Raw genomic sequence first — 23,887 nt, forward strand, 5'->3', positions numbered from 1 at the left:
ATAGGATGAATGCCGTTGGCACAGCTTCGGAGCAGTTTCTGGCGCGTCGGGCATGGTCGTGAGATCGAGCTGGGTGCACGTTCGGTGATCATGGCAATCGTCAACGTGACGCCGGACTCCTTCTCGGACGGCGGGCGATACGAGACGGTTGATGCCGCCGTTGCGCATGCGCTCCAGGCGGCTGAGGAGGGAGCCGAGATCATCGATATCGGTGGCGAATCGACACGTCCCGGCGCCGATGTCGTCACTCCCCTGGAAGAGCAGGCACGGGTGTTGCCGGTCATCGAGGCGCTACGCGGCAAGGCGGATGCATTGATCTCGATCGACACCTATCGGGCCGAGACGGCCCGGCTTGCTGTCAGCGCGGGAGCGCATGTTATAAACGACGTGTTCGGGCTGCAGAAGGAACCGGAGATCGGAAAGATCGCTGCCGATACCGGTGCAGGCCTGTGCCTGATGCATACCGGCCGAGAAAGGGAGAAGCTTCCCGATGTGATCGCCGACCAGTTTTTCTTCCTTGAGCGCTCGCTCGAAATCGCAGCGGCCGCAGGTGTTGCGAAGGATCGCATCGTGTTGGATCCGGGCTTCGGCTTTGCGAAAGATACTGACGAGAACATCGAGCTGATGGCGCGTTTCGGCGAACTTCACCGCCTTGGACTACCGCTGCTTGCCGGGACATCACGCAAGCGTTTTGTCGGCGCCGTCACGGGCAGAGAAGCCGCCGATCGGGACGGGGGAACGGCAGCGACGACCGTGCTGCTGCGTCTCGCCGGAGCGGTCATTTTTCGTGTACACGATGTCGCAATCAACAGGGACGCTCTGGCCATCGCTGATGCTATGCTCGCGGCGCGCTATAGCTTGGAGCAAGGACACTCGCCATGAGCACCACTTACACAATCACGCTTCAGAACTGCGCCTTCTTTGCCCGCCACGGCGTTCATGATGAAGAGGAGTTCCTCGGCCAGCGTTTCTTTGTCGATGCCGAACTCGACGTCGTCGCCGGCGATGCCCTGGAGAGCGATTCCATCAATGACACGGTCAACTACGGCATTGCCTTCACCGTGATCGAGGAGATCGTCACGGGCAAGCGTCGCTACCTGATCGAGGCCCTTGCGCTTGATATCGCAAAAGGACTTTGTTCGACGTTTCCGCAGATCAGGCGTGCAAAAATCACGGTCCGCAAGCCGAACGCGCCGGTGCCGGGCGTTCTGGATTTCGTCCAGGTGAGCGTCGAACACTTTGCGTGAGTCCCTTTTCAAGACCGCAACGCTTGGCCTTGGCGGCAATCTCGGCGAGCCTGTCCATGCGATGGCCGTCGCACTGAGAGCGCTCGACCAGCGATCCGATTGCCGGGTGGTAGCCGTGTCGCGGCTCTACCGTACGCCGCCTTGGGGCAAGACCGATCAGTCCTATTTTTTCAACGCTTGCGCCGCCGTCGAGACGACGCTTGACCCGGAGGCGCTTCTCGATGTCTGTCTGGACATCGAACGGGGGATGAAACGAGAGCGCAGCGAGCGGTGGGGGCCGCGCACGCTGGACATCGATATTCTGACCTATGCCGATGCGGTGCAGTCCGCGCCGCGGCTGGAGCTTCCTCACCCGCGGATGACGGATCGCGGTTTCGTGCTGATGCCGCTGGCCGACTTCGCGCCGGATCTGCTGGTCGACGGCGCAACCATTCGCGACTGGCTTGCCAAGGCTGATGTGCAGGGGATCGACGTGGCCGAGCTAAGCACTGACTGGTGGCGTACGGCTTGAAAAGCAAAAGCGGCGGGAAATCCGCCGCTTCCGGAAATCAGTCTTGAGAACCTATTCGACAGAGCCGACGGTGATTTCGTCGACTTGGCGCGTGAGCGTAAGGCCAATAACAGGGATCATCTGACTTTCGACCTTGACCGAAACGGTAACGTTCATGGTCTTGTCGTCTCGTACACGAGCGATCATGGCCCCGTTCAGCTTGGAGCGGTTGAGCCCGACGACCACGGTATCCTGCGTCACGGCACCCGATACGACGTCGAGTCCTTTACCATCGGCGCCATCAAGGAACTTGCCCTTGTAGGAGTTGCCCGACTGGGTGATGAGCGCGGTCATCGGTTGTTTGAAGACGCCGACCCTGCAGCTTCCGTCGAGCTTGATGCCCGCACCGCCCCCGCCCACCGGTTCGCCTACGAGATTGCAGGTGAATTTCGTGCCTTTATACTTGCCGGCAACGATCTCGCCGGGGCCTCGCCAGGTGCCGGCGACAGACTCGAAGAAGGCTTTGTCCCGTGTTGCCGCTGTTGCGGACGGAGCCATGTCGGCGACCGGTGACAGCGCCACCGCAGCGAGCCCGAAAAGAAGAAGAAACTTGCGCGAGTACATGGATTTTCCCTAGCGACACCATCGCTTAACTGCTGCCAAGTTTTGCCGAATAATGGTTAATGGTTGGTTTCCTGCTAGCCAAAAAGCGCTGAATGGCAGGGTGTTTCTCAGCTGGCGGAGGGCGAGACCATGGCGCTAGCGCGTTGAATTCATGGGAAGTATTTCCACATGTCGTTTGGCGCATGGTAAGCGCGACAAAACTGTCAATTCTCAGGAATTCTTATCACGTAATGTCATGGACGGCGCGAGATCCCCAATGAAGTCGCCGATTCCCGGACGTTTGAGGGCATGGAAGGAAAGGGGGCGGCAGAGATCCATGGCAGCGATTCCTATGCGGGCGGTCATCAGGCCGTTGATGACGCCTTCGCCGAGGCGCGCCGACAGCTTCGACGCCAGTCCATGGCCAAGCACTTGTTGCACGAGGCTATCGCCAACCGCGATCGAGCCGGTCACGGCAAGATGCGCCAGAACGTCTCGCATGAGCCTGACCATGCCGAGCGTACCCGGCCGACCGCCGTAGAGTTCCGCCATCGCGCGAACGAGTCGGGCAGCTTCATAAAGTACGTAAAGCAGGTCGACGATGGCGCGCGGGCTGACGGCGGTGACGATGGATACCCGTTTCGATGCATTGACGATGAGGGCCCGCGCCTGCCGATCGAGCGGTGCCAGAAGCTCCCGTTCCGCGAGCGCGATGAGATGCGGCGCGTCGATGATATCGCCCTCTGTCGCTTTCAGCGTCGCGCGGCCCTTGGCCGTCTCGGGCTTGCCGGAGAGCAGGGTTTCCAGCCGCTTGACCAGCGCGCGCGCCTTCGCCGGCTTGGTCTCCACCATGGCGGCCTCAGCTTCCGTCTTAATCGCCTGCACGGCAGTCAGGCGCATTATCCCGGCTGTCTCACGGATAACGATGGCGATCACCGCCAGAATGCCGATTGCAAGGGCTGCAAGGGCGGCATAGCCCAGCCAATCCGCGCGGCTGAAGAGATTATGGATAAGGCTGTCGGTCCAAAGGCCGAAGGCAAGCGAAAAGAGAATGCCGAACGCGGCCGCCGCGATTTTCGCAAACGAGGTGCCGCGCTTGCGCGGGACCGCGACCGGAATTGGAGGGACATCCTTGTCGGGATAGAGGAAAGGATCGTCCTCGTCAGCGGTCAACACGATATCGTCCGTGAAGCTACCCGGTCTTCGTTGACCACGGTTGGTTTCGCTCGTCGGCCGCGCCGGTGCGTCCTCCTCATAGGAAAAGGCGGCTGGCGCGCGGTGTACTGGATGTTCGGATGGTGGCTTGATCATGCGAGGCGATCTCCGAACAGAAACTGCATGGCACGGTCGAGGCGAATATGCGGGACCGAAAGCTTTATGCCACCGCCCGTCTCTTCAAGATGTGGCGGGCGAAAGCGTACGACACTGACATCGGGCAGGGCGACGTTACGGTCTCCAGATTCTATGCGCTCGAACAGGCTCTCCGGATCTTCCGGCAGGTCGCCGGGAAATATCGCCGTCTTCTTGAGGCCGTCAAAGTATTCTCCGCCGATGGCCTCGCCCTTCATCGGTATACCGACAATAACCGGGAGCTCATGGCCGTCGTGTTTCACGGTCGCTTCGCGCGTGGCGCGGACCGAGGCAAGTGCCATGACGTCAATGCCTGCGCCTGCAATACCAATGCGATGCACGGCACGATCGACCAGGCGGCGGGTAAGGGCGTCGAGCCGGTCATGGCTTTCATGGTGCAGGTGGTCGGCCTTCGTTGCCGCGACGAGAACGCGATCGATACGGCGACCAAGCAATGACGACAGCCAGGAATTCGTGCCCGGACGAAAGCACGCCAAAACGTCCGTCAGGGCTCGCTCGAGGTCCTGTACTGCCTCTGGGCCACGGTTGATGGCCTGCAGCGCATCGACGAGCACAATCTGTCTGTCGAGGCGGGCGAAATGCTCGCGAAAGAAAGGCTTCACCACGACCGATTTATAGGCCTCGTAGCGCCGCTCCATCATCGCCCAAAGCGATCCTTTTTGTGGTTTGGCCTCCGGCGGAGGCGTGAGCGGCGCAAAGGTAAGGGCGGGCGAGCCATCAAGATCGCCGGGCAGCAGAAAGCGGCCAGGCGGAAGTGTGGAGAGCGAGCGTTCGTCGGCTTTGCAGGCCTTGAGGTAATCGGCAAAAGAAGTCGCGAGGTCGCGGGCGCGCATTTCGTCTGCCGGAGCGTTAACGTCCGTGGCGCCGGTGAGGGCTAGCCAATTACGCGAGAGTTCTGCACGAATGCCCGTCCCCGCCAAGGCGATCGTCTCCTCGCAGAACGTGCGGTAGTTCTTTCCGAGCAAAGGCAGGTCAAGCAGCCATTCGCCGGGATAATCGACGATATCGATCGACAGCCGACCCGGCGAGAAGAGACGGTTCCAGCCGCTGGCACTTTGATATTCGAGCGTGATGCGCAATTCGGATATCGCCCGGGTGGAATCGGGCCATACGCGATCTTTCACGAGAGAGCGGATATGATCTTCGTATTGGAAGCGCGGCACGGCATCATCCGGTTGCGGCTCAAGCCGCACCGCCGAGACACGACCGGACTGCACAGGCTCGAAGAGCGGCAGGCGGCCGCCGTGCAGAAGATTGTGCACCAGAGAGGAAATGAAGACGGTCTTGCCGGAACGCGAGAGGCCGGTGACGCCAAGGCGCACGGTGGGATTGATAAGGCCCGATGCCCGGTCCGCAAGATTGTCCAGGGCAATGCGTGCGTCGTCGGAGAAGGAGGTCAGGCTGGGTGCCAAGGCGGAATTCCGGTTCTAATCGTGACAAGCCATATAGGAACCGCAAGTCGACGCGAAAAGACGTTCCGCGAAAAGACCTTAGTCGATCACGAAATCAACGAGGCGCCAGCCTGCCAACCTGCCGTCATAGTCCAAAACCGCAAGACCGGCTGTCGGAAAGCCGGTCGGCAGTGCCTGACAAAGCGCCTCGTGGCCGATCAGCGCTTCCAGCGTTTGCTCCATGGTCGGGTTGTGGCCGACGAGCATCACCGAGCCGACCGCTTCTTGCGCATCGATGATCTCGAGATAGATGTCCGGTGAGGCGTTGTAAAGTTCGTCGACGAATCGGAGGTCGAGCGTCGAGCCCATCGCCCGGTGCACCGCATCGGCCGTGTCCCGGCAACGCACCGCTGTCGAACTCAGAAGCAGATCCGGCCTATAACCCTTGTCGGCCGCCTTGTCGGAGACGATCTCGGCGTCCGCATAGCCTTTCTGGCTCAGGGGGCGGTCGAAATCACGTTGGCCGGGCGCGGCCCAGGCGGCTTCGGCGTGTCGCAGCAGATAAATCCGGGAGGGCGGAGGCGTGATTGCGGCCATAGGAAATCCACGTCGAAGGGACTTTTTCAGTAGCGGGTGAGCGGCCCGCGCGTCAACCGTGGCGGCAGGTGTTGCCGCCAAATCCGAGGTAGGAAAGTGCGGGGTTACCAGGAGGGGAATATGCGCCCGGCGGAATAATGGTGAGAAAATAGTCTGTTAGCTCAAAAATATGACAGATTTAAAAAACTGTTTACCTAGCGTATTTGGCTTGAATCATCGGTAGTGCTCGCGATATACACCCGCCAGATGAGATGTTCTTCAGGAGAATCGCGTTGAGTGAGAAGATCGATCTTAGCAACTATGTACCCTCGGAAGAGGAAGAGTTCATGAACGGCAATCAGCGGGCTTACTTCAGAGCCAAGCTGGTCGCCTGGAGGAATGATATTCTCAGAGAGGCGCGCGAAACCCTCGACCACCTGGCGGAGGAAAGCGCAAACCACCCGGATCTTGCCGACAGGGCATCGTCCGAAACCGACCGGGCTATCGAACTGCGTGCCCGCGACCGCCAAAGAAAGCTGATTTCCAAGATCGACGCAGCACTGCAACGTATCGAAGACGGCACCTACGGCTATTGCGAGGAGACCGGCGAGCCAATCGGCCTCAAGCGGCTTGATGCTCGACCGATCGCAACGCTCTCGATCGAGGCCCAAGAACGGCACGAGCGCCGAGAAAAGGTCTACCGGGACGAATGAGTCCCGACATGCTGACAACAAAAAGGGCACCGCGGAAGCTGCGGTGCCCTTTCGCTTTGTTCAGTTGGTCCACTATTTATCGCGATTAACGCTCATCTCGCCGAAGATGCGTGCAACCTCGTTTTGAAGGGCGGCATCGGCTCCGGTAAGCGGCGCCATCTCAGGGTCCCGGCGCGGCAGGTTCCCGGGCGGCGGAGCGGGTCTTGCGGCAGGCGCCTGTGGCGCCGGCACGATGCGCTCGGCGGCAAGTGTACTCGTCATTTCTTCCTCGAGAATGCGCTGGAAGTCGCTCGGCTGCGCAGCAGGTGTCAGCGTGCCAACTTCCACGAATGCCGACGAGGGTTGTACGGGCGCGGGCGTGCTCCGGACGGAGGGCGGGGTGTCCTGCGGTTCGATTCGCTGTTGCGGCAACACGCGCTGGCGGGCGGAATCGAGGATGTCTGCGGCAACCGAGGCCTCGATCGGCGCACGCGTGTGACGCGGTTCCGGTCGGGGCTCGAAGGACGGCGCCGGGCGCGGCGCACGTTCACGTTCGTTGAAAACAGGCGGAGTCGAGGGCGGCGTGGCGACGATAACCGGCTCGGGGCGGGCTTCGATCGGCGCGCGTTCGGGCACGTAGGGTTCGACCGGCGGGTGGATGTGGGCCGGCAGCGCATGCTGGGGCTCAGCCGGTGCGATGCGAACAGGCGCTGGCGCCTCGGGCGTCGCTTCGAGCTGCGGCGGTATCACGGGGACAGGAACTGGGGCCGGAGCCGAAGCTGATTGATTCGCCGTCTCGGGCGATGCAAGCTTGTCGGCAGCTTCGCCAATCCGGCTCTCGATGACGATATCGGTCGGTCCGCCGATCATGATAAGGTGTTCGACGTCGTCTCTGCGAACGAGGACGAGGCGTCTGCGTGCATCGACAGCCGCCGCATCAAGAACCTGCAGCCGCGGCTGGCGATTGCGGCCGCCGCGCACAAAGGGCGAAGGCGCGCGGCTGCGCATGATCCAGAGCACGACAATCAGCAGCAATAGAGCTATGCCGACGCCACCGGCGGCGAGAAGGAAGCGGCTCCCATAGGCTCCCATGAGATCATCGAACATCTTGGCTTACTCCCTTCGCGGTTTTGAACCACATGGCGACTTCACCACTTCGTAGACAAGTCCCGATGGCCTTGTCCAGTCATGCCAACCCGAAGTGGAATTCGAACATGCTTTCTTAACAACGCATTTTAATGGCGAAATTGGCGCTCTTCGTTGTGAATTCAATCAGTCTTCACAGAGACCGGTGTTTTTGCAGAGACTGCAAATTGGTAAGAAGGAAAAGGCGCCTGATTCCTGCTTTGTCTCCCTGTTATGAGTGAAGCCCGGCAGGCCATGCGAGGGAATAGATGACGAGACCGCGTCAGGCCGACGATTATAGCGAACCGCTCTTGGACCGCGGGGGCCGCACGGGCACGGCTTTGCGGATCATTCTGCTTGCGCTTGTGCTGATCGGCGCAGCCGCTGCGTTCGTTGTATTCAAAAGTTCCCTCGACAACGAAATGGTGCTCGGCGTTCTCGGCGTGCTTGCCATGGTCGGGATCTTCTTCCTCGTGTCGTCGGTGATCGGTTTTATCGAAGTCATGCCGCAGCGGCAGTCCGACAGCCTGGCGCGCGCATTCTTAAACAGCCACCCCGATGGGTCGCTCATCACTGATGAGAAGGGTCGCATCGTTTATGCGAATGCGGCCTACGGCGAACTGACCAGTGCTCGCAAGTCGACGGAGGTTCAGACACTTGAAGCGCTCCTGTCGCGTCATCGAGAGTCGAACGAGGCGCTCTATCGTCTCTCCAACGGCCTGCGTGAGGGTCGGGAGGGCAGCGAGGAATTCCGCCTGTTGCGATCGCTTGGCCCCTCGACGAACGGCGCCGGGGCGCATTGGTATCGCCTGAAAGCGCGGGCTCTCCACAGCGAGGAGATTGGACGCAAGCCGCTCCACATCTGGCAGATCAGCGACATCACCTCGGAGCGCGATGATCAGGAGCGGTTCTTCAAGGAATTGCAGAATGCGATCGACTATCTCGACCACGCGCCGGCCGGGTTCTTTTCCGCCGGGCGCAAAGGTGAGATTTTCTATCTCAACGCAACGTTGGCGGAATGGCTCGGCATTGATCTCACCAAATTCGTCCCCGGTTCGGTAACGATCGGCGACTTCGTTGCGGGTGAGGGACTTGCGCTCATTCAATCGGTGCAGGCCGATCCGGGCTTGAAGAAGACCGTGACGCTTGATCTCGACCTGAAAAAGATGAACGGTCAGAGCCTGCCGGCGCAGATCGTCCACAGCGTGACGTCGATGCGCGATGGTGCGCCCGGAGAAAGCCGCTCGATTGTGCTTACGCGTCAGAAGAGCGGCGAGAGCGATCAGTCAGCCTCGGTGGCCGCGATGCGGTTCACCCGTTTCTTCAACAACACGCCGATGGCGATTGCCTCGGTGGACGGCGAAGGCCGCATCCTGCGGACCAATGCGCCGTTCCTGAAGCTGTTTTCCGGCATCGTCTCTCGCGATGACGTGGAGAACGGCGCTTTGCTCGAAGTCATTGTTCAGGACAGCGACAAGTCGAAGCTGCAGCAGGCGCTTGCGGCGGCAAAGGACCGGCAGGGCGATATCCCGCCGATCGACTCGCGCACGCCAACGGACGAAGCCCGCCATTTCCGCTTCTACGTCAATGCGGTGATCGACCAGAGCGACGAGGCGCCGGAAGAGGCAGCGATCGTCTATGCCGTGGAGGTGACGGAGCAGAAGGCGCTCGAAGCGCAGATGGCGCAGACGCAGAAAATGAACGCGGTTGGCACGCTGGCCGGCGGCATTGCGCACGACTTCAACAATGTTTTGACGGCCATTTTGCTATCGTCCGATCATTTGCTGCTGCAGGCAAGGCCCGCGGACCCCGGCTTTGCCGACCTGATGGAAATCAAACGCAATGCCAATCGTGCCGCCGTGCTCGTTCGGCAACTGCTGGCGTTCTCGCGCAAGCAGACGATGCGGCCGACGGTGCTTAACCTGACCGATGTGGTGGGCGACCTCAGGATGCTGGTCGACCGGCTGCTATCCGGAACGAATGTGAAGCTTGACGTCGAGTATGGCCGCGATCTCTGGCCTGTTAAGACTGACCTGTCGCAGTTCGAGCAGGTGCTCATCAACCTCTGCGTCAACGCGCGCGATGCCATGCCGCAGGGCGGCAAGCTGACGCTTCGCACGAAGAACGTGACGGCGGAAGAGGTCGCAGCATTCAATTACTCCTATATGCCGCACGAGGACATGGTCCTCGTCGAGGTCTCGGACAACGGGACCGGCATTGCGCCTGAGATCATGGACAAGATCTTCGAGCCCTTCTTCACGACGAAGGAGGTCGGCAAGGGAACGGGCCTTGGTCTCGCGATGGTTTACGGCATCGTCAAGCAGTCGGGTGGCTATATTCAGCCGGAGTCGGAAGTCGGCAAGGGTACGACCTTCCGCGTCTTCCTGCCGCGCCACATTGTCGAGCCAGCCGTTGCCGCGGAAGGTGATGCCGTCACGCCTGCTATCGGCGCGCGCGCCGAACAGGCGCCAGCCCCGGCGGAGCAACCCGAGGATCTGACCGGATCTGCCGTCATTCTGCTGGTCGAGGATGAGGAAGCAGTGCGTCGCGGCGGCAAGCGCATGCTCGAGACCCGCGGCTACACGGTTTACGAGGCCGGATCTGGCGTCGAAGCGCTCGATATCATGGACGAGCTCGAAGGTAAGGTCGACATCGTCGTTTCGGATGTGGTGATGCCGGAGATGGATGGTCCATCGCTGCTGCGCGAATTGCGCAAGAATTATCCTGACCTGAAGTTCATCTTCGTTTCGGGCTATGCCGAGGATGCATTTGCACGCAACCTGCCGCCGGATTCGAAGTTCGGCTTCCTGCCGAAGCCGTTCTCCCTGAAGCAGCTTGCCGTCGTCGTGAAGGAGACGCTCGACAGCTAGTCGATACCTAGAGTTTTAGCCATTTTTTGAACGCATCCTCAGCGATTGTTTGGTACGAAATCGCAACCTGGAGGAGAAAATGCGCTGGAAGCTCTTTGCCATCCTAGTGGCCGTGTCGTATGTCTGGGCGATCCTGACCGGCTTTGATGGCGTGCCGCGATCGCAATTCAGGATGGTCGGCGATGCATGCATCGGTCTTTTCGCCACAATAGGCGTTTTGCATTACGCTTTCGAACGCCAGCTCCTCAGCGAGCAATTTTGGTCGTGGTTTTCACGATTGTACTTGGTTTGGATCTGCTTGTGGCTGGCAGTTTTCCTTGTCCGCTTGTCAGTCTTTTACAGCGCGAATACCGACCTGCTGTCCGCGAAAAAAATGGTTGTTCTATTGTTCGCTTATTCCGCCCTTTGTGGAGCTTCTACTTCTTTCAGTGGCTGGCTCTTGCCCGTCATGCGAAGGGCGAAATGCTCAAATGACGATTGCGGAGTCGGCCGTTAGGGAGGCGCTGGAACGCCCCCCTCAAACGATCATCCCGCCAGCGCGACGGCAATTTCTGCCGCCAATCTCGCATTATTTTCGACCAAGGCAATATTGGTCTTCAGGCTCTGGCCGTCGGTCAGGTCAAAGATCGTGCTGAGCAGGTAAGGGGTCACCTCCTTACCGCTTATTTCGTCGCGTTCGGCGCTGTCGAGCGCACGCTCGATGTAGATCTCCATTTCCTCCCGGGGGATTTCGTCGGCCTCCGGAACGGGGTTCGCGATCAGCATGCCACCCTCGATGCCGAGCTGCTCGCGCACCGTCTGGAAATTGGCGATTGCGGCAGGGCTGTTGAGCGTCAGCGGACTGCGCAATCCCGACGCCCGCGACCAGAAGGCGGGGAATTCCTCGCTCTCGTAGGTGACAACAGGCACGCCCGCGGTTTCCAGCACCTCGAGAGTCTTCGGAATATCCAGGATTGCCTTGGCGCCGGCGCAAACGACGATGACACCGGTGCGGCCGAGTTCCTCGAGGTCAGCGGAGATATCGAAGCTTTCTTCGGCGCCTCGATGGACTCCGCCGATGCCACCGGTGGCGAAGACCTTGATGCCGGCACGCTCGGCGGCGATCATCGTAGCTGCCACGGTCGTCGCACCATGACGACGCTCGGCGATCGCGAAGGCGAGATCGGCGCGCGAGACCTTCAGGACATCCTTGGCCTGCGCCAGCTGCTCCAGTTGCTCGGCTTCGAGGCCGATATGCAGCGTCCCGTGAATGACCGCGATCGTTGCCGGGACCGCACCCTGCTCACGAATGATCGCCTCGACGCTGCGGGCCATCTCGATATTGCCGGGGTAGGGCATGCCATGCGTGATGATGGTCGATTCGAGCGCCACAATCGGCGCGCCGCGCTGCTTGGCGCTTGCGACTTCCTTGGAATAGGCGATCGGCAGGAGGGGGGAGGTCGGTTTCGTCATTGTCTCTTCCATTTCGTCGGTATTGCCTTCAATGCAAAATTCTCGCCGGTGGAACAAGGGAAAGTGTCTCCCTCACCAAGTCCGGGGAGAGGTTTTCATTGACGGCGTGCGGGGACTGTACCGTAAGAGCTGCGGCAGCGGCGCCTTCCCGGACGGCATCGGCCAGGGGAATTCCGCGCATAAGCCCGGAAATAACGCCGGCCGCGAGCGAGTCGCCGGCGCCCGTGACATCTGCGACGCCTTCGAGGTTTACCGGCTGCAGGGCAACGACGCGGTGATCAGCAAAGGCGATCATCTCGCGTTGACCGCGCGTGACGACGCCGCCACGCAGGCCGATGTCACCCAGCAGTGACGGCCAATGCGACGGGTCATTGGGCCGTTCGCCAGTCAATGCGGTGGCCTCAGCCTCATTGAGGAAAAGATAGTCTATCCCGTCGATGCACGGTTTCAGCTTGATCGCCTTCGCCGGCGAGATTGCGATCGCGCCCACCGGCTTGCCGAGAGCCTTAGCGCGCTCGACGATCGATGCCAGCGTCTCTGCCGGCAGGTTGGCGTCAAAGAGGATGAAATCAGTCGCAGCAAAGGCATCGCGGACGGCACGGATCGAGAGCCGGCGCGGCATGAACATGCGGTAGAGATCCATGTCGGCAAGCGCGATCACCAGGTTTCCATCGTTCTCGATGATTGCAGTGTAACTGGGCGTCTTCCGATCCAGGAAAACGAAGGGGCGGTCATGAACGCCTGCGAAATCGGCCGCCTCGCTGACCGTCTCGCCGATCGGATCGCCGCCACGGGGCGAAATCATCGTCACGTCGAAGCCCAACCGGGCCAGGTTGCGCGCTGCATTGAAGCCGCCGCCGCCTGGCTCCTCGAACCATGACCCCGGATTGCTGGCACCGGCCACCGTGTCGCCGGAAATGCGTCCGCGCCTGTCGATATGGGCTCCGCCGAGGACAAGAATCTTCTGCTTCATTTAATCGCCCTGCATCCGCCAAAAGACACGAATCGTCCCGCCGTCGCTAGCAGGTTGGCGGCGAGCGCCCTATCTTTAAGCCGTTGCTTTCCATTACTAAAACAAAAGTAGAACACAGGCTATTTTACCTTTTTCTTTCAACTGTTTGAACGGTGCTTGCACAATGAGAACAAATGCGGTACAAAATCGACATCGGCGGCGACATTGCTTGAGCGGCTTCAATAACCTAAAGGTGGATCGAATGTCACAGAATACATTGCGGCTTGTAGAGGACAAATCGGTGGACAAAAGCAAGGCACTTGAAGCGGCACTCTCACAGATCGAGCGGTCGTTCGGCAAGGGCTCAATCATGAAGCTCGGCTCGAACGAGAATGTCATCGAGATCGAAACGGTTTCGACAGGTTCTCTCGGGTTGGATATCGCGCTCGGCATCGGCGGCCTTCCGAAGGGCCGCATCATCGAGATTTACGGACCGGAAAGCTCGGGCAAGACGACGCTCGCGCTGCAGACCATTGCGGAATCACAGAAGAAGGGCGGCATCTGCGCCTTCGTGGACGCAGAACATGCGCTCGATCCGGTCTATGCCCGCAAACTTGGCGTCGATCTGCAGAACCTCTTGATTTCGCAACCGGACACCGGCGAGCAAGCACTTGAGATCACCGACACATTGGTCCGCTCCGGTGCCGTCGATGTCCTCGTCGTCGACTCCGTGGCTGCGCTGACGCCGCGCGCTGAAATCGAAGGCGAGATGGGGGACAACCTGCCGGGTCTCCAGGCGCGATTGATGAGTCAGGCGCTGCGCAAGCTGACGGCTTCGATCTCGAAGTCGAACACCATGGTCATCTTCATCAACCAGATCCGCATGAAGATCGGCGTCATGTTCGGCTCGCCGGAAACGACGACCGGCGGTAACGCGTTGAAGTTCTACGCTTCCGTTCGCCTCGACATTCGCCGCATCGGCGCGGTCAAGGAGCGTGAAGAGGTCATCGGCAACCAGACCCGCGTCAAGGTCGTCAAGAACAAGATGGCGCCTCCCTTCAAGCAGGTCGAATTCGACATCATGTATGGTGAAGGCGTTTCGAAGACCGGCGAACTGGTCGACCTCGGCGTCAAGGCCGGTATCGTCGAGAAGTCGGGCGCCTGGTTCTCCTATAACAGCCAGCGCCTCGGCCAGGGCCGTGAGAACGCGAAGCTTTTCTTACGCGACAATCCGGATCTGCTGCGTGAAATCGAAACAGCGCTTCGTCAGAATGCCGGTCTGATTGCGGACCGCTTCCTGCAAAATGGCGGCCCTGATGCCAATGACGGAGACGAGGCCGCAGACGGCTAATCGTCTGAAGGTTTCAAACAGTTCAAAACCGGCCGCATTCCTTGATCAGAATGCGGCCGGTTTTGTTTGTCTGCTGGACAGTGGTTAAGGCGAGCGATAAAAGCCACTGGATTTAAGTTTTGACCTGCCTTCCGGCAGCATTGAAGGGCATAGCATGAGCGGTGTGAATGATATCCGGTCGACCTTCCTCGACTACTTCAAGAAGAACGGCCACGAAATCGTTCCGTCGAGCCCGTTGGTGCCACGCAACGATCCGACACTGATGTTCACCAATGCCGGCATGGTGCAGTTCAAGAACGTTTTCACCGGCCTGGAGCAGCGGCCGTACAAGACGGCCTCGACCGCCCAGAAATGTGTCCGCGCCGGCGGCAAGCATAACGACCTAGATAATGTCGGCTATACCGCGCGCCATCACACCTTCTTCGAGATGCTCGGCAATTTTTCGTTTGGCGATTACTTCAAGGAGCGGGCGATCGAGCTTGCCTGGAACCTGATCACCAAGGAATTTGCTATCGACGCCAAGCGCTTGTTGGTCACAGTCTACCATACGGACGATGAGGCCTTTAACCTCTGGAAGAAGATTGCCGGGCTGTCGGACGAAAAGATCATCCGCATCCCGACCAGCGACAATTTCTGGGCGATGGGCGATACGGGCCCGTGCGGCCCATGCTCGGAAATCTTCTATGACCACGGCGATCATATCTGGGGCGGCCCTCCCGGTTCGCCTGAGGAAGATGGCGACCGTTTCATCGAGATCTGGAACCTCGTCTTCATGCAGTACGAGCAAGTCACGAAGGAGGAGCGCATCGACCTTCCGCGGCCGTCGATCGACACGGGCATGGGGCTGGAGCGCGTCGCGGCTGTTCTGCAGGGCAAGCACGACAATTACGACATCGACTTGTTCCGCGCGCTGATCGAGGCTTCCGAGGAAGTGACGGGCGTAAAGGCTGAGGGCGAGCGTCGTGCGAGCCACCGTGTCATTGCCGACCACCTGCGCTCTTCTGCCTTCCTGATTGCCGACGGCGTGCTGCCCTCGAACGAAGGCCGCGGCTACGTGCTTCGCCGCATCATGCGCCGCGCGATGCGGCATGCCGAGCTGCTGGGCGCGAAGGAACCCCTGATCTGGAAACTGCTGCCGACGCTCGTTCAGGAGATGGGTCGCGCCTATCCCGAACTCGTACGCGCGGAATCGCTGATCTCCGAGACGCTGAAGCTTGAGGAAACCCGATTCCGCAAGACGCTTGAGCGTGGCCTGTCACTGCTCTCGGATGCCACGACGACGCTCGGCAAGGGCGACATGCTCGACGGCGAGACGGCCTTCAAGCTCTACGACACCTATGGCTTCCCGCTCGACCTGACGCAGGATGCGCTTCGCGCCCGCGAAATCGGCGTCGACATATCAGGCTTCACCGACGCGATGGAGCGGCAGAAGGCCGAGGCGCGTTCGCATTGGGCTGGTTCCGGCGACAAGGCCACAGAGACGATCTGGTTTGAACTCAAGGAAAAGCACGGCGCGTCGGAATTCCTTGGCTACGACACCGAGACTGCAGAAGGCGTCGTTCAGGCCATCGTGAAGGACGGTGCTTCTGTCGCTTCTGCGTCCGCTGGCGATAAGGTTCAGATTGTCGTCAACCAGACGCCGTTCTACGGCGAGTCCGGCGGCCAGATGGGTGACACGGGCGTCATTACCTCTGATACGGCCAAGATCGAGATCACGGATACCCAGAAGAGGGGCGAGGGCCTGTTCGTCCATATCGGCACCGTTGTCGAGGGCACGGTGAGGGCGAGCGAGCCGGTTGCGTTGACGGTCGACCATGCGCGTCGCTCGCGCCTGCGTGCAAACCACTCGGCCACACACCTTCTGCACGAGGCGCTGCGCGAAGTGTTGGGTACGCATGTCGCACAGAAGGGCTCGCTGGTTGCACCCGAGCGTCTGCGCTTTGACGTTTCGCATCCGAAGCCGATGACGGCTGATGAGCTGAAGGTCGTCGAGGACATGGCAAATGAGATCGTGTTGCAGAACTCGCCGGTCACGACCCGCCTGATGAGCGTCGACGACGCGATTGCCGAAGGCGCCATGGCATTGTTCGGCGAGAAATACGGCGACGAAGTGCGCGTCGTCGCCATGGGCCAGGGTGTGCGTGGCGCCAAGGCGGGCAAGCCCTATTCGATCGAGCTTTGCGGCGGCACGCATGTCGGCGCGACCGGTCAGGTCGGTCTGATCCGCGTTTTGGGCGAAAGCGCAGTTGGCGCCGGCGTGCGCCGTATCGAAGCGGTCACCGGCGAGTCCGCGCGCGAATACCTGGCGGAACAGGATGAGCGCATCAAGTCGCTCGCGACGTCGCTGAAGGTGCAGCCGGCCGATGTTCTCGCTCGCGTCGAGGCGCTCATGGATGAACGCCGCAAGCTCGAGCGCGAATTGGCGGACGCCAAGCGCAAGCTTGCAATGGGCGGCGGGCAGGGCGGTTCTGCCGATTCGGTCCGTGAGGTCGCTGGTGTGAAGTTCCTCGGCAAGGCGATCTCGGGCGTCGATCCCAAGGATCTCAAGGGGCTTGCCGACGATGGCAAGGCGAGCCTCGGTTCCGGCGTCGTCGCACTGATCGGCGTGGGCGAGGACGGCAAAGCGAGCGCAGTCGTTGCGGTGACCCCGGACTTGACGGGCCGGTTCAGTGCCGTCGATCTCGTTCGCGTCGCGTCGGCTGCACTTGGCGGCAAGGGCGGCGGCGGTCGTCCCGATATGGCCCAGGCGGGCGGGCCGGATGGGGCAAAGGCCGACGAGGCGATCGAGGCTGTGGCGGTCGCGCTGGCAAGCTGAGCGAACTAGAGTTCGCGCGAAACTCTTTGGAAGGCGGGGCTGGTCCCCGCTTTTTCGTTGTGCGCCCAGCATGACCGCACTCTTGTGGGTGGAAGTCCCACCGTAAGCTGGTCATGGCGAGCGAAGAGAAGCGCAACTGCGGAAGGGCGAACGACCGTGGGGAGGAAGCGTGGATCGCAACTGCGGGCCGATGAACAAGAACCGGATATGAGGCGGTGCCGACCAGGGCGAGCGGGCAATGAACCGCGAAGCTCTTATGACCAAGGGTCGGCGGCGTAAATCCGGCGGTCGTGCAGTGAAGGAGTGCGTTCTTACCTGTTGGGGTGGACGGCTCCCAACGGCATCGCGATGTGCCAGGGTGAGTTCGTTGAAAGCTTAATCGAGGGAGACCGTCCGTGGAGCAGATTATCCGAATTGGCATGGATACGTCAAAGAACGTTTTCCAATTGCATGGCGTGAATGCAGTCGAGCAACCAATCCTGCGCAAGAAGCTTTCGCGTAAGGAGATGGTGAAATTCTTCGGGAAGGCGGCGCCCACGACCATCGCACTTGAAGCATGCGGAGGCTCTCATCATTGGGCGAGTTATTAAGCTCCTTCGGGCACGAAGTAAAATTGATCGCGCCTCAGTTGGCGAAGCCGTATGTGAAACGCGGCAAGTATGACGCGGCGGATGCCGAAGCTTTGTGCGAGGCGATGAGCCGCCCCACTATGCGGTTCGTTCCGGTGAAAACCGCCGACCAGCAGGCAGCCTTGATGCTGGTCGGCATGCGAGAGAGACTTATTCGCCACCGGACACAGCTCGCCAATGCCATTCGCGGGTTTGGTATGGAATTTGGCATCGTCGCAGCCTCTGGGATGAGCAGGATCGAACCACTATTGGAGCGAATAGCGGGAGACCAGTCGCTGCCGGCCGACCAACTCGGAATGCCCAGGCTCGCATAACCTCAATCCCTCGAACCGCCCGGTGCGGACCCGCATGCCGGGTGGTGTGGCAGGGGAGCGATCAATAAGATCGCCCCCTATGCCGATTGCGGATTCGTCAAGTCCGCAAGATTTGTCAAATCGCAGTATGGTTTTCTGCAGCCGATCGATTTGCACGAGGTTCAGACATGAATGGCGAAACGGCATGGGCCCTTTACGAGGACCGTCTGCGACGGGTATCGGCCTATATCCATGATCATCTCGACGAAGAGCTCGACATGGACAGGCTTGCCGAGATTGCCTGCATGTCGAGCTACCACTGGCACAGGATCTATCGGGCGGTTTACGGCGAAACACTCGCGGCGACCGTCAAGCGGCTGCGCTTGCATCGCGCCGCCGGCGACATCGTGCGCACGGGTCTTTCTGTCGGGGAAATCGCAAAGCGATCAGGCTATCCCAACCTCCAGTCCTTCAACCGTATCTTCAAATCGGTCTACGGCATGCCACCAGCTCAATACCGGAAAGAGGGAAGCCATAAAGCCTTCGAACCCTCACCTAACGGAAAGACTGCAGCCATGTTTGATGTTACCTTACGGAAGATTGAGCAAATTCAGTTGCTTGGCGTGCCGCACATCGGCTCGTACATGCAGATCGGCAAGGCGTTCGAGACCTTGTTTGGCACGCTGTATGCGCGCGGGCTTGCCAAGCCCACCATGCGGATGATCGGTGTCTATCTCGATGATCCCGATCTCGTGCCGGCCGAAAGGCTGCGATCGATCGCGTGCGTGACGATGGAAGACGAGATCGCCGCTGCACCGCCATTCGAACATCGTACGCTCGACGGTGGGGAATATGCCGTGCTGCGTCATAGGGGGCCCTATGCCGACATGCACAGGGCCTATCAGTGGCTCTATGCGGAATGGCTGCCCGCTTCAGGCCGGCAGCTTCGCGACAGCGTGATGTTCGAGGAGTATCTCAACAACCCACGCGATGTACCGCCGACCGAACTCTTGACCGACATCCACATGCCGCTTGCCTAAGCCTCTGGTCGCTACTTTGCGGCCTTCATGGCCTCGTCATCGATTGAGACGGCCCGTTTGTAGGCCGGGCGATCGGTGACGCGGCCGAGATAGTCGACAAAGGTTTGGCGCTTCTCGATGGTGCCGGATCCCAGGCCCCAACCAATATGTGAGCCGACGTAGACGTCGGCTGCCGTGAAGCGATCTCCGGCAACGTAAGGTGTGGCACTGACGGCGCTCTCCAGCGTGTTCATCACATCGGCGAAGCTGCCGTATCCCGCCATTCGGGCCTTGTCGGGCGGGGTTTCAAAGCCCAACGCCTTGTTGGTCGCTGCGGCTTCGAGCGGTCCGGCGGTAAAGAACATCCAGCGATAGTAGCTGCCGCGTTCATCCGACCTTGGAGCGAGGCCTGCTTCGGGGAAGGTGTCAGCGAGATAGGCGCAGATCGCCGCACACTCCGTCACGACCGTCTTGCCGTGCCGGACCGCGGGAACCTTGCCCATCGGGTTGACGGCAAGGTACTCCGGCGACTTCATGGTTCCGCCAAAGGTCAGGATCTCTGTTTTGTAGGGTACGCCTGTCTCTTCCAGCATCCAGCGAGCGATGCGACCACGCGACATGGGGTTCGTATAAAATACCAGTTCGTCTGCCATGCACTCCTCCTCATTTTCTTTTTACGCTCCGGGATCTGAACGCGGTGTATTAAGGCCGGCCATCAGGAAGATAGGACAGAGAGGTCCAGGGCAAAGTCCGCAACTATTTAAAGTGCCTTGCGATATTGGATGAAGCCGGATCGCTCGGCGATCCTGTCGTAGAGTTTTCGCGCCGTGGTGTTGGTTTCGTGCGTCATCCAGTAGAGCCGGCCAGCTCCATTCTCACGGGCGAGATCGGCGACGGCATCGATGAGAGCCGCGCCGGTGCCGAAACCGCGCTGTGTGTCGTCCACATAGAGGTCCTGCAGGTAGCAGGTCCACTTCGGGAGCCAGGTCGAGCGATGGAAGATGGCGTGGACGATGCCGACGAGGCGGCCGCCTTCGTCGAAGGCGCCGAGCGCGTGCATATCTTCGGCCGGATCCTGGAAACGACCCCAAGTCAGATCCGTCGTCTCCGGCGGAATGACGACCTCGTAGAAGCGCTGATAGCTGGCCCACAGCTGTTCCCAGGCGGCCCGGTCGGATGGCTGCAGCGGACGAATTGCTGTGGTCATGCTTGTTGTTCCCCTACTTGTCGCTGAAACGAAAACGGCGGGGAAATCCCCGCCGCCCATTCCGTTATTGTTTCTGGCTTATGCCATCGCCTTCTGCAGGTTCTGATCGATCTTGTCGAGGAAGGCGGTGGTGGAGAGCCACGGCTGATCGGGACCGATGAGCAGAGCCAGATCCTTGGTCATGAATCCGGCTTCGACCGTATCGACGCAAACTTTCTCGAGCGTTGCGGCGAACTTTGCGAGTTCGGCATTGTCATCGAGCTTGGCGCGGTGCGCGAGGCCGCGTGTCCAGGCGAAGATCGAGGCGATCGAGTTCGTCGAGGTTTCCTGGCCCTTCTGGTGCTGGCGGTAGTGGCGGGTAACCGTGCCGTGCGCGGCTTCGGCTTCGACTGTCTTGCCATCCGGCGTCAGCAGTACCGAGGTCATGAGGCCGAGCGAACCGAAGCCTTGGGCAACCGTGTCGGACTGGACGTCGCCATCGTAGTTCTTGCACGCCCAGACGTAACCGCCCGACCACTTTAGCGCCGAAGCGACCATGTCGTCGATCAGGCGGTGTTCGTAGGTGATGCCTAACTCCTTGAACTGATCCTTGAATTCGGTCTGATAGACTTCTTCGAAGATGTCCTTGAAGCGGCCGTCGTATGCTTTGAGGATGGTGTTCTTGGTCGACAGGTAGACCGGCCATTTGCGCATCAGGCCGTACATCATCGAGGCGCGGGCGAACTCGCGGATTGACTCGTCGAGGTTGTACATAGCCATGGCAACGCCAGCGCCTGGGGCGTCGAACACGTCCTTTTCGATGACCTGGCCGTCTTCGCCGACGAACTTGATCGTCAGCTTGCCCTTGCCGGGGAATTTGAAATCGGTGGCGCGGTATTGGTCGCCGAAGGCATGACGGCCGACGACGATCGGCTTCGTCCAGCCGGGAACCAGGCGCGGAACGTTCTGGCAGATGATCGGTTCGCGGAAGATGACGCCGCCGAGAATGTTGCGGATCGTGCCGTTCGGGCTCTTCCACATCTGCTTCAGGTTGAATTCCTTGACGCGATCTTCATCAGGCGTGATCGTCGCGCACTTGATGCCGACGCCGTGCTTCTTGATGGCGTTGGCTGCATCGATCGTCACCTGATCATTGGTGGCGTCGCGGTTTTCAACGGAAAGGTCGAAATAATCGATCTCAAGGTCGAGATACGGATGGATCAGCTTATCCTTGATGAGCTGCCAAATGATGCGAGTCATTTCATCGCCGTCGAGATCGGCGACGGGATTGGCGACCTTGATCTTCTTCATGTATCTGCCTCGTTAAGCTAAGAAGGGACCGGTGTCCCGGGTGGGTGATGTGAAATCCCGAGCGCTATAGCATTGTGCGCCGGGAGTGCAAAGCCGGAAGCAGGAGAGGGCGGTGTTTTTGCGGGCATTGCCAAGCGGCGGAAAATGGCTAGTCTCCGCCGCAAAACCATTGCCCGGATATTCGTCATGAAGAAGATTTCCCTTGTCCTAGCGGTCCTTGTCGGTTCGACCTCGCCGATGCTTGCTGGCGACGTCACGGCGCCGGTCAAGGAGATCATGGACGCGACGATCAAAAACTGGTCGGGCGCGGATAGCGACTGGATCGACATCTTCGATCCGAGCAAGCTTTCGCGGCTATACAGCAAGGACTTCGTGACCAAATACCAGGCAGCCATCCAAAACCCGGCTGCCGATGAGGACGGCATTTCGCCTTTCGACTACGACGTGATCGTCAACGGCGAGGATGCATGTCCTCTCGAGGATCTGACTTACACGCCAAAGCAGGCCGCCGACGGAGCGACGGAAGTGATTGTCACTTTCAAGAAGGCGACATGCATGGACGACGGGTCGGACAAGCAAGCAGTGACCACCGTGCGGTTCGAGATGCTCGACGAGACCGGCAAGGCTGTGATCGATGACATCGTCACTGAGGGGGATCCTGGGCAACCACCGAACTCGCTCAAGAACACGATGGTGCAGATCGCCAAGGGTCAGTGATGGCGGTGACGCTCGGCCGGGCACCCTTCCCGGAAATGGCCTTCGCGCCAGCCTTGGACATTGTGCGCCGACGAGCCCGAGGGATGTCCTAACGTCGCCGGGACGCTTGACCCTTGCCGTTTCAGCCTGGCTTGGCTATTCCGCCCGTAGCAAAAGGATCCAGCGTCATGGCAGGCACGAACAGCGAGCGGCGACTTCTCACAGAAGGCCCGGTTATCATTCTCGTCGAACCGCAGATGGGAGAAAACATCGGAATGGTGGCGCGCGCCATGGCGAATTTCGGCCTGGCGGATCTCAGGCTTGTCAATCCGCGCGATGGCTGGCCGAATGACAAAGCTCAGGCTGCCGCTTCGAAGGCGGATCATGTGATCGAAGGCACCAAAGTATTCGAGACGCTGGAGCAGGCGATTGCCGACTTGAACTTCGTCTACGCGACGACGGCGCGCGAGCGGGACGGCTTCAAACCAGTTCGCTCGCCTGTTGTCGCAGCAGAGACGCTACGAGCAAAATTCCGCGCGGGCGAGGGCACCGGCATCCTGTTCGGACGTGAACGTTGGGGGCTCAATAACGAGGAGGTGGCGCTTGCCGACGAGATCGTCACTTTTCCGGTCAACCCCGCTTTCGCGTCGCTCAACATCGCTCAAGCCGTGCTGTTGATGTCCTACGAGTGGATGAAGTCGGGCATGGAGGATGTCGCGGCCGTTCCCTTCCAGGCGATGTCGCAGACGCAATCCACCAAGGAACAGCTATTCGGGCTCTACGACCAGTTGGAAGAGGCACTGGAGGCGCGCAATTATTTCCATCCGCCCGCGAAAAAGCCGAAAATGGTGGACAACCTGCGCGCAGTCCTGTCCCGCCGCGCCTTCACAGAGCAGGAAATCAGTGTGTTGCGCGGTGTGATCTCCTCCCTCGACCGCTTCTCGCGGAAATATCCGCGCGGGAGCCGGCCACCCGTAGACGTCAAGGAACAGTCGGAAGATGACAGCCGCGCCGAATGAGCTGAAACCGGTTCTGGTCTTCGATTCCGGCATCGGAGGGCTGACCGTGCTGCGCGAAGCGCGCGTGCTCATGCCGGAGCGCGGTTTTATCTACATCGCCGATGATGCCGGCTTTCCCTATGGCGGCTGGGAAGAGCAGGCGCTGAAGGAGCGGATCATCGGCCTGTTCGCCAGGCTGCTTGTGGATTATGCCCCTGAGATTTGCATCATAGCCTGCAACACGGCCTTTACGCTGGTTGGCGCCGATCTGCGTGCGGCCTTTCCGCAGGTGACGTTCGTCGGCACGGTGCCGGCGATCAAGCCGGCCGCCGAGCGGACACGCTCGGGGCTCGTCTCCGTCCTGGCGACCCCTGGTACGGTGAGGCGTGCCTACACGCGCGACCTTATCCAATCCTTCGCGCAGCAGTGTCACGTGCGCCTGGTCGGGTCCGAAAATCTGGCGCGGATGGCGGAGGCTTATATCCGCGGCGATGCGGTATCCGACGAGGCCGTGCTGTCCGAGATCGACCAATGCTTCGTGGAGAAGGACGGTTCGAAGACCGATATCGTGGTGCTTGCCTGCACGCATTATCCCTTCATGGCCAATGTCTTCCGGCGGCTCGCACCCTGGCCAGTCGATTGGCTCGATCCCGCGGAGGCAATCGCGCGGCGTGCCCGCAGCCTTGTGCCCCAGGTCGCCGATGGCCTGCACCCCGACAGTTTCGACTTCGCGGTCTTCACGTCAGGCAATCCCGATTTTGCGACGCGGCGACTGATGCAGGGATTTGGCCTCAAGGCTTGACATCAGGCGCACGCGCGA

General features: G+C 60.3%; 22 protein-coding genes and 1 pseudogene. 13 read left to right on the forward strand and 10 right to left on the reverse strand.

Annotated features, from left to right (window positions below; all coding sequences use genetic code 11):
- The first annotated feature begins 9 nt into the window (after positions 1-9).
- Genes folP through folK form a run of 3 tightly spaced genes read left to right on the forward strand, consistent with a single transcriptional unit; the run spans position 10 to position 1,758 of the window.
- On the forward strand, positions 10-882 hold the full coding sequence (folP, locus tag K9B32_RS02045) for a dihydropteroate synthase (protein ID WP_224560232.1): 873 nt from the start codon (positions 10-12) through the stop codon (positions 880-882).
- Positions 879-1,247: a dihydroneopterin aldolase gene (folB, locus tag K9B32_RS02050; RefSeq protein WP_016554164.1), complete on the forward strand. Its 369-nt coding sequence runs from the start codon at positions 879-881 to the stop codon at positions 1,245-1,247. Before folP ends, folB begins: the two co-directional genes overlap by 4 nt.
- The gene (gene folK, locus K9B32_RS02055; RefSeq protein WP_224560233.1) at positions 1,240-1,758 is read left to right on the forward strand and encodes a 2-amino-4-hydroxy-6-hydroxymethyldihydropteridine diphosphokinase; all 519 of its coding nucleotides are present in this window, start codon (positions 1,240-1,242) and stop codon (positions 1,756-1,758) included. The genes folB and folK overlap by 8 nt, the downstream gene beginning before the upstream one ends.
- A 51-nt stretch (positions 1,759-1,809) precedes the next feature.
- Here folK and K9B32_RS02060 read toward each other — a convergent pair whose 3' ends face one another.
- The 4 genes from K9B32_RS02060 to K9B32_RS02075 form a co-directional block, all read right to left on the reverse strand.
- On the reverse strand, positions 1,810-2,361 hold the full coding sequence (locus tag K9B32_RS02060) for a hypothetical protein (RefSeq protein WP_224560234.1): 552 nt from the start codon (positions 2,359-2,361) through the stop codon (positions 1,810-1,812).
- 210 nt (positions 2,362-2,571) lie between these two features.
- Positions 2,572-3,651, reverse strand: coding sequence for a YcjF family protein (locus K9B32_RS02065; protein ID WP_224560235.1), 1,080 nt, complete (start codon positions 3,649-3,651; stop codon positions 2,572-2,574).
- Positions 3,648-5,123, reverse strand: coding sequence for a YcjX family protein (locus tag K9B32_RS02070; protein WP_224560236.1), 1,476 nt, complete (start codon positions 5,121-5,123; stop codon positions 3,648-3,650). Before K9B32_RS02070 ends, K9B32_RS02065 begins: the two co-directional genes overlap by 4 nt.
- Before the next feature lie 78 nt (positions 5,124-5,201).
- On the reverse strand, positions 5,202-5,699 hold the full coding sequence (locus K9B32_RS02075; protein WP_224560237.1) for a SixA phosphatase family protein: 498 nt from the start codon (positions 5,697-5,699) through the stop codon (positions 5,202-5,204).
- A gap of 272 nt (positions 5,700-5,971) precedes the next feature.
- Here K9B32_RS02075 and dksA point away from each other — a divergent pair, with 272 nt between their 5' ends.
- Positions 5,972-6,391, forward strand: coding sequence for an RNA polymerase-binding protein DksA (gene dksA / locus K9B32_RS02080; protein ID WP_024312771.1), 420 nt, complete (start codon positions 5,972-5,974; stop codon positions 6,389-6,391).
- Between the two features lie 72 nt (positions 6,392-6,463).
- Here the strand turns inward: dksA and K9B32_RS02085 are convergent, their stop codons facing one another.
- Entirely contained in the window at positions 6,464-7,477 is a 1,014-nt protein-coding gene (locus K9B32_RS02085; RefSeq protein ID WP_224560238.1) for a flagellar biosynthetic protein FliO, read from the reverse strand.
- 287 nt (positions 7,478-7,764) lie between these two features.
- On the opposite strand from K9B32_RS02085, the gene cckA reads away from it, so the two are divergent.
- Together cckA and K9B32_RS02095 are read left to right on the forward strand one after the other, a co-directional pair.
- Positions 7,765-10,365 (forward strand): cell cycle histidine kinase CckA, encoded by a 2,601-nt coding sequence (cckA, locus tag K9B32_RS02090; protein ID WP_224560239.1) that lies wholly within the window; start codon positions 7,765-7,767, stop codon positions 10,363-10,365.
- Positions 10,366-10,444: 79 nt separating this feature from the next.
- Positions 10,445-10,861 (forward strand): hypothetical protein, encoded by a 417-nt coding sequence (locus K9B32_RS02095; RefSeq protein ID WP_224560240.1) that lies wholly within the window; start codon positions 10,445-10,447, stop codon positions 10,859-10,861.
- Positions 10,862-10,890: 29 nt separating this feature from the next.
- On the opposite strand, the gene K9B32_RS02100 is transcribed toward K9B32_RS02095, so the two are convergent.
- Positions 10,891-11,817 carry a pseudouridine-5'-phosphate glycosidase gene (locus K9B32_RS02100; protein WP_224560241.1) on the reverse strand — a complete coding sequence of 309 codons (927 nt, stop codon included), beginning with the start codon at positions 11,815-11,817 and terminating at the stop codon, positions 10,891-10,893.
- A gap of 28 nt (positions 11,818-11,845) precedes the next feature.
- Positions 11,846-12,790 carry a carbohydrate kinase family protein gene (locus K9B32_RS02105; protein WP_224560242.1) on the reverse strand — a complete coding sequence of 315 codons (945 nt, stop codon included), beginning with the start codon at positions 12,788-12,790 and terminating at the stop codon, positions 11,846-11,848.
- A 241-nt stretch (positions 12,791-13,031) separates the two neighbouring features.
- Here K9B32_RS02105 and recA point away from each other — a divergent pair, with 241 nt between their 5' ends.
- From recA to K9B32_RS02125, 4 genes and pseudogenes are all read left to right on the forward strand, one after another.
- Complete coding sequence (gene recA / locus K9B32_RS02110; RefSeq protein WP_224560243.1) at positions 13,032-14,120, forward strand: recombinase RecA; 1,089 nt, start codon at positions 13,032-13,034, stop codon at positions 14,118-14,120.
- 154 nt (positions 14,121-14,274) lie between these two features.
- Entirely contained in the window at positions 14,275-16,935 is a 2,661-nt protein-coding gene (gene alaS, locus K9B32_RS02115; RefSeq protein WP_224560244.1) for an alanine--tRNA ligase, read from the forward strand.
- Positions 16,936-17,330: 395 nt separating this feature from the next.
- Positions 17,331-17,845 (forward strand): annotated as a pseudogene (locus K9B32_RS02120) (IS110 family transposase); the annotation flags it as partial.
- A 200-nt stretch (positions 17,846-18,045) separates the two neighbouring features.
- Entirely contained in the window at positions 18,046-18,897 is an 852-nt protein-coding gene (locus tag K9B32_RS02125; protein WP_224560245.1) for a GyrI-like domain-containing protein, read from the forward strand.
- Between the two features lie 11 nt (positions 18,898-18,908).
- Here K9B32_RS02125 and K9B32_RS02130 read toward each other — a convergent pair whose 3' ends face one another.
- The 3 genes from K9B32_RS02130 to K9B32_RS02140 all read right to left on the reverse strand — a co-directional run bounded on the left by K9B32_RS02130 (position 18,909) and on the right by K9B32_RS02140 (position 21,373).
- Positions 18,909-19,529, reverse strand: coding sequence for a glutathione S-transferase family protein (locus K9B32_RS02130; RefSeq protein ID WP_224560246.1), 621 nt, complete (start codon positions 19,527-19,529; stop codon positions 18,909-18,911).
- A 107-nt stretch (positions 19,530-19,636) separates the two neighbouring features.
- Positions 19,637-20,083: a GNAT family N-acetyltransferase gene (locus tag K9B32_RS02135; protein ID WP_224560247.1), complete on the reverse strand. Its 447-nt coding sequence runs from the start codon at positions 20,081-20,083 to the stop codon at positions 19,637-19,639.
- Between the two features lie 78 nt (positions 20,084-20,161).
- Positions 20,162-21,373 carry an NADP-dependent isocitrate dehydrogenase gene (locus K9B32_RS02140; RefSeq protein WP_007789520.1) on the reverse strand — a complete coding sequence of 404 codons (1,212 nt, stop codon included), beginning with the start codon at positions 21,371-21,373 and terminating at the stop codon, positions 20,162-20,164.
- A gap of 186 nt (positions 21,374-21,559) precedes the next feature.
- On the opposite strand from K9B32_RS02140, the gene K9B32_RS02145 reads away from it, so the two are divergent.
- The 3 genes from K9B32_RS02145 (at position 21,560) to murI (ending at position 23,869) form a co-directional block, all read left to right on the forward strand.
- Complete coding sequence (locus K9B32_RS02145; RefSeq protein WP_224560248.1) at positions 21,560-22,090, forward strand: hypothetical protein; 531 nt, start codon at positions 21,560-21,562, stop codon at positions 22,088-22,090.
- 167 nt (positions 22,091-22,257) lie between these two features.
- The gene (locus tag K9B32_RS02150; protein WP_224560249.1) at positions 22,258-23,088 is read left to right on the forward strand and encodes an RNA methyltransferase; all 831 of its coding nucleotides are present in this window, start codon (positions 22,258-22,260) and stop codon (positions 23,086-23,088) included.
- Positions 23,069-23,869, forward strand: a complete 801-nt coding sequence (gene murI, locus K9B32_RS02155) for a glutamate racemase (RefSeq protein WP_224560250.1) — start codon at positions 23,069-23,071, stop codon at positions 23,867-23,869. The genes K9B32_RS02150 and murI overlap by 20 nt, the downstream gene beginning before the upstream one ends.
- Positions 23,870-23,887 lie beyond the last annotated feature (18 nt).

It is taken from the genome of Rhizobium sp. 3T7, from assembly GCF_020166565.1.
Lineage (GTDB): Bacteria > Pseudomonadota > Alphaproteobacteria > Rhizobiales > Rhizobiaceae > Rhizobium.

Excerpts from the sequence above, each read along its gene's own strand:
- folP (WP_224560232.1), top strand. The coding sequence starts at position 10 with ATGCCGTTGGCACAGCTTCGGAGCAGTTTCTGGCGCGTCGGGCATGGT.
- folB (WP_016554164.1), top strand. The coding sequence starts at position 879 with ATGAGCACCACTTACACAATCACGCTTCAGAACTGCGCCTTCTTTGCC.
- K9B32_RS02060 (WP_224560234.1), bottom strand. The coding sequence starts at position 2,361 with ATGTACTCGCGCAAGTTTCTTCTTCTTTTCGGGCTCGCTGCGGTGGCG.
- K9B32_RS02065 (WP_224560235.1), bottom strand. The coding sequence starts at position 3,651 with ATGATCAAGCCACCATCCGAACATCCAGTACACCGCGCGCCAGCCGCC.
- K9B32_RS02075 (WP_224560237.1), bottom strand. The coding sequence starts at position 5,699 with ATGGCCGCAATCACGCCTCCGCCCTCCCGGATTTATCTGCTGCGACAC.
- K9B32_RS02085 (WP_224560238.1), bottom strand. The coding sequence starts at position 7,477 with ATGTTCGATGATCTCATGGGAGCCTATGGGAGCCGCTTCCTTCTCGCC.
- cckA (WP_224560239.1), top strand. The coding sequence starts at position 7,765 with ATGACGAGACCGCGTCAGGCCGACGATTATAGCGAACCGCTCTTGGAC.
- K9B32_RS02095 (WP_224560240.1), top strand. The coding sequence starts at position 10,445 with ATGCGCTGGAAGCTCTTTGCCATCCTAGTGGCCGTGTCGTATGTCTGG.
- K9B32_RS02100 (WP_224560241.1), bottom strand. The coding sequence starts at position 11,817 with ATGACGAAACCGACCTCCCCCCTCCTGCCGATCGCCTATTCCAAGGAA.
- K9B32_RS02105 (WP_224560242.1), bottom strand. The coding sequence starts at position 12,790 with ATGAAGCAGAAGATTCTTGTCCTCGGCGGAGCCCATATCGACAGGCGC.
- recA (WP_224560243.1), top strand. The coding sequence starts at position 13,032 with ATGTCACAGAATACATTGCGGCTTGTAGAGGACAAATCGGTGGACAAA.
- alaS (WP_224560244.1), top strand. The coding sequence starts at position 14,275 with ATGAGCGGTGTGAATGATATCCGGTCGACCTTCCTCGACTACTTCAAG.
- K9B32_RS02125 (WP_224560245.1), top strand. The coding sequence starts at position 18,046 with ATGAATGGCGAAACGGCATGGGCCCTTTACGAGGACCGTCTGCGACGG.
- K9B32_RS02130 (WP_224560246.1), bottom strand. The coding sequence starts at position 19,529 with ATGGCAGACGAACTGGTATTTTATACGAACCCCATGTCGCGTGGTCGC.
- K9B32_RS02135 (WP_224560247.1), bottom strand. The coding sequence starts at position 20,083 with ATGACCACAGCAATTCGTCCGCTGCAGCCATCCGACCGGGCCGCCTGG.
- K9B32_RS02140 (WP_007789520.1), bottom strand. The coding sequence starts at position 21,373 with ATGAAGAAGATCAAGGTCGCCAATCCCGTCGCCGATCTCGACGGCGAT.
- K9B32_RS02145 (WP_224560248.1), top strand. The coding sequence starts at position 21,560 with ATGAAGAAGATTTCCCTTGTCCTAGCGGTCCTTGTCGGTTCGACCTCG.
- K9B32_RS02150 (WP_224560249.1), top strand. The coding sequence starts at position 22,258 with ATGGCAGGCACGAACAGCGAGCGGCGACTTCTCACAGAAGGCCCGGTT.
- murI (WP_224560250.1), top strand. The coding sequence starts at position 23,069 with ATGACAGCCGCGCCGAATGAGCTGAAACCGGTTCTGGTCTTCGATTCC.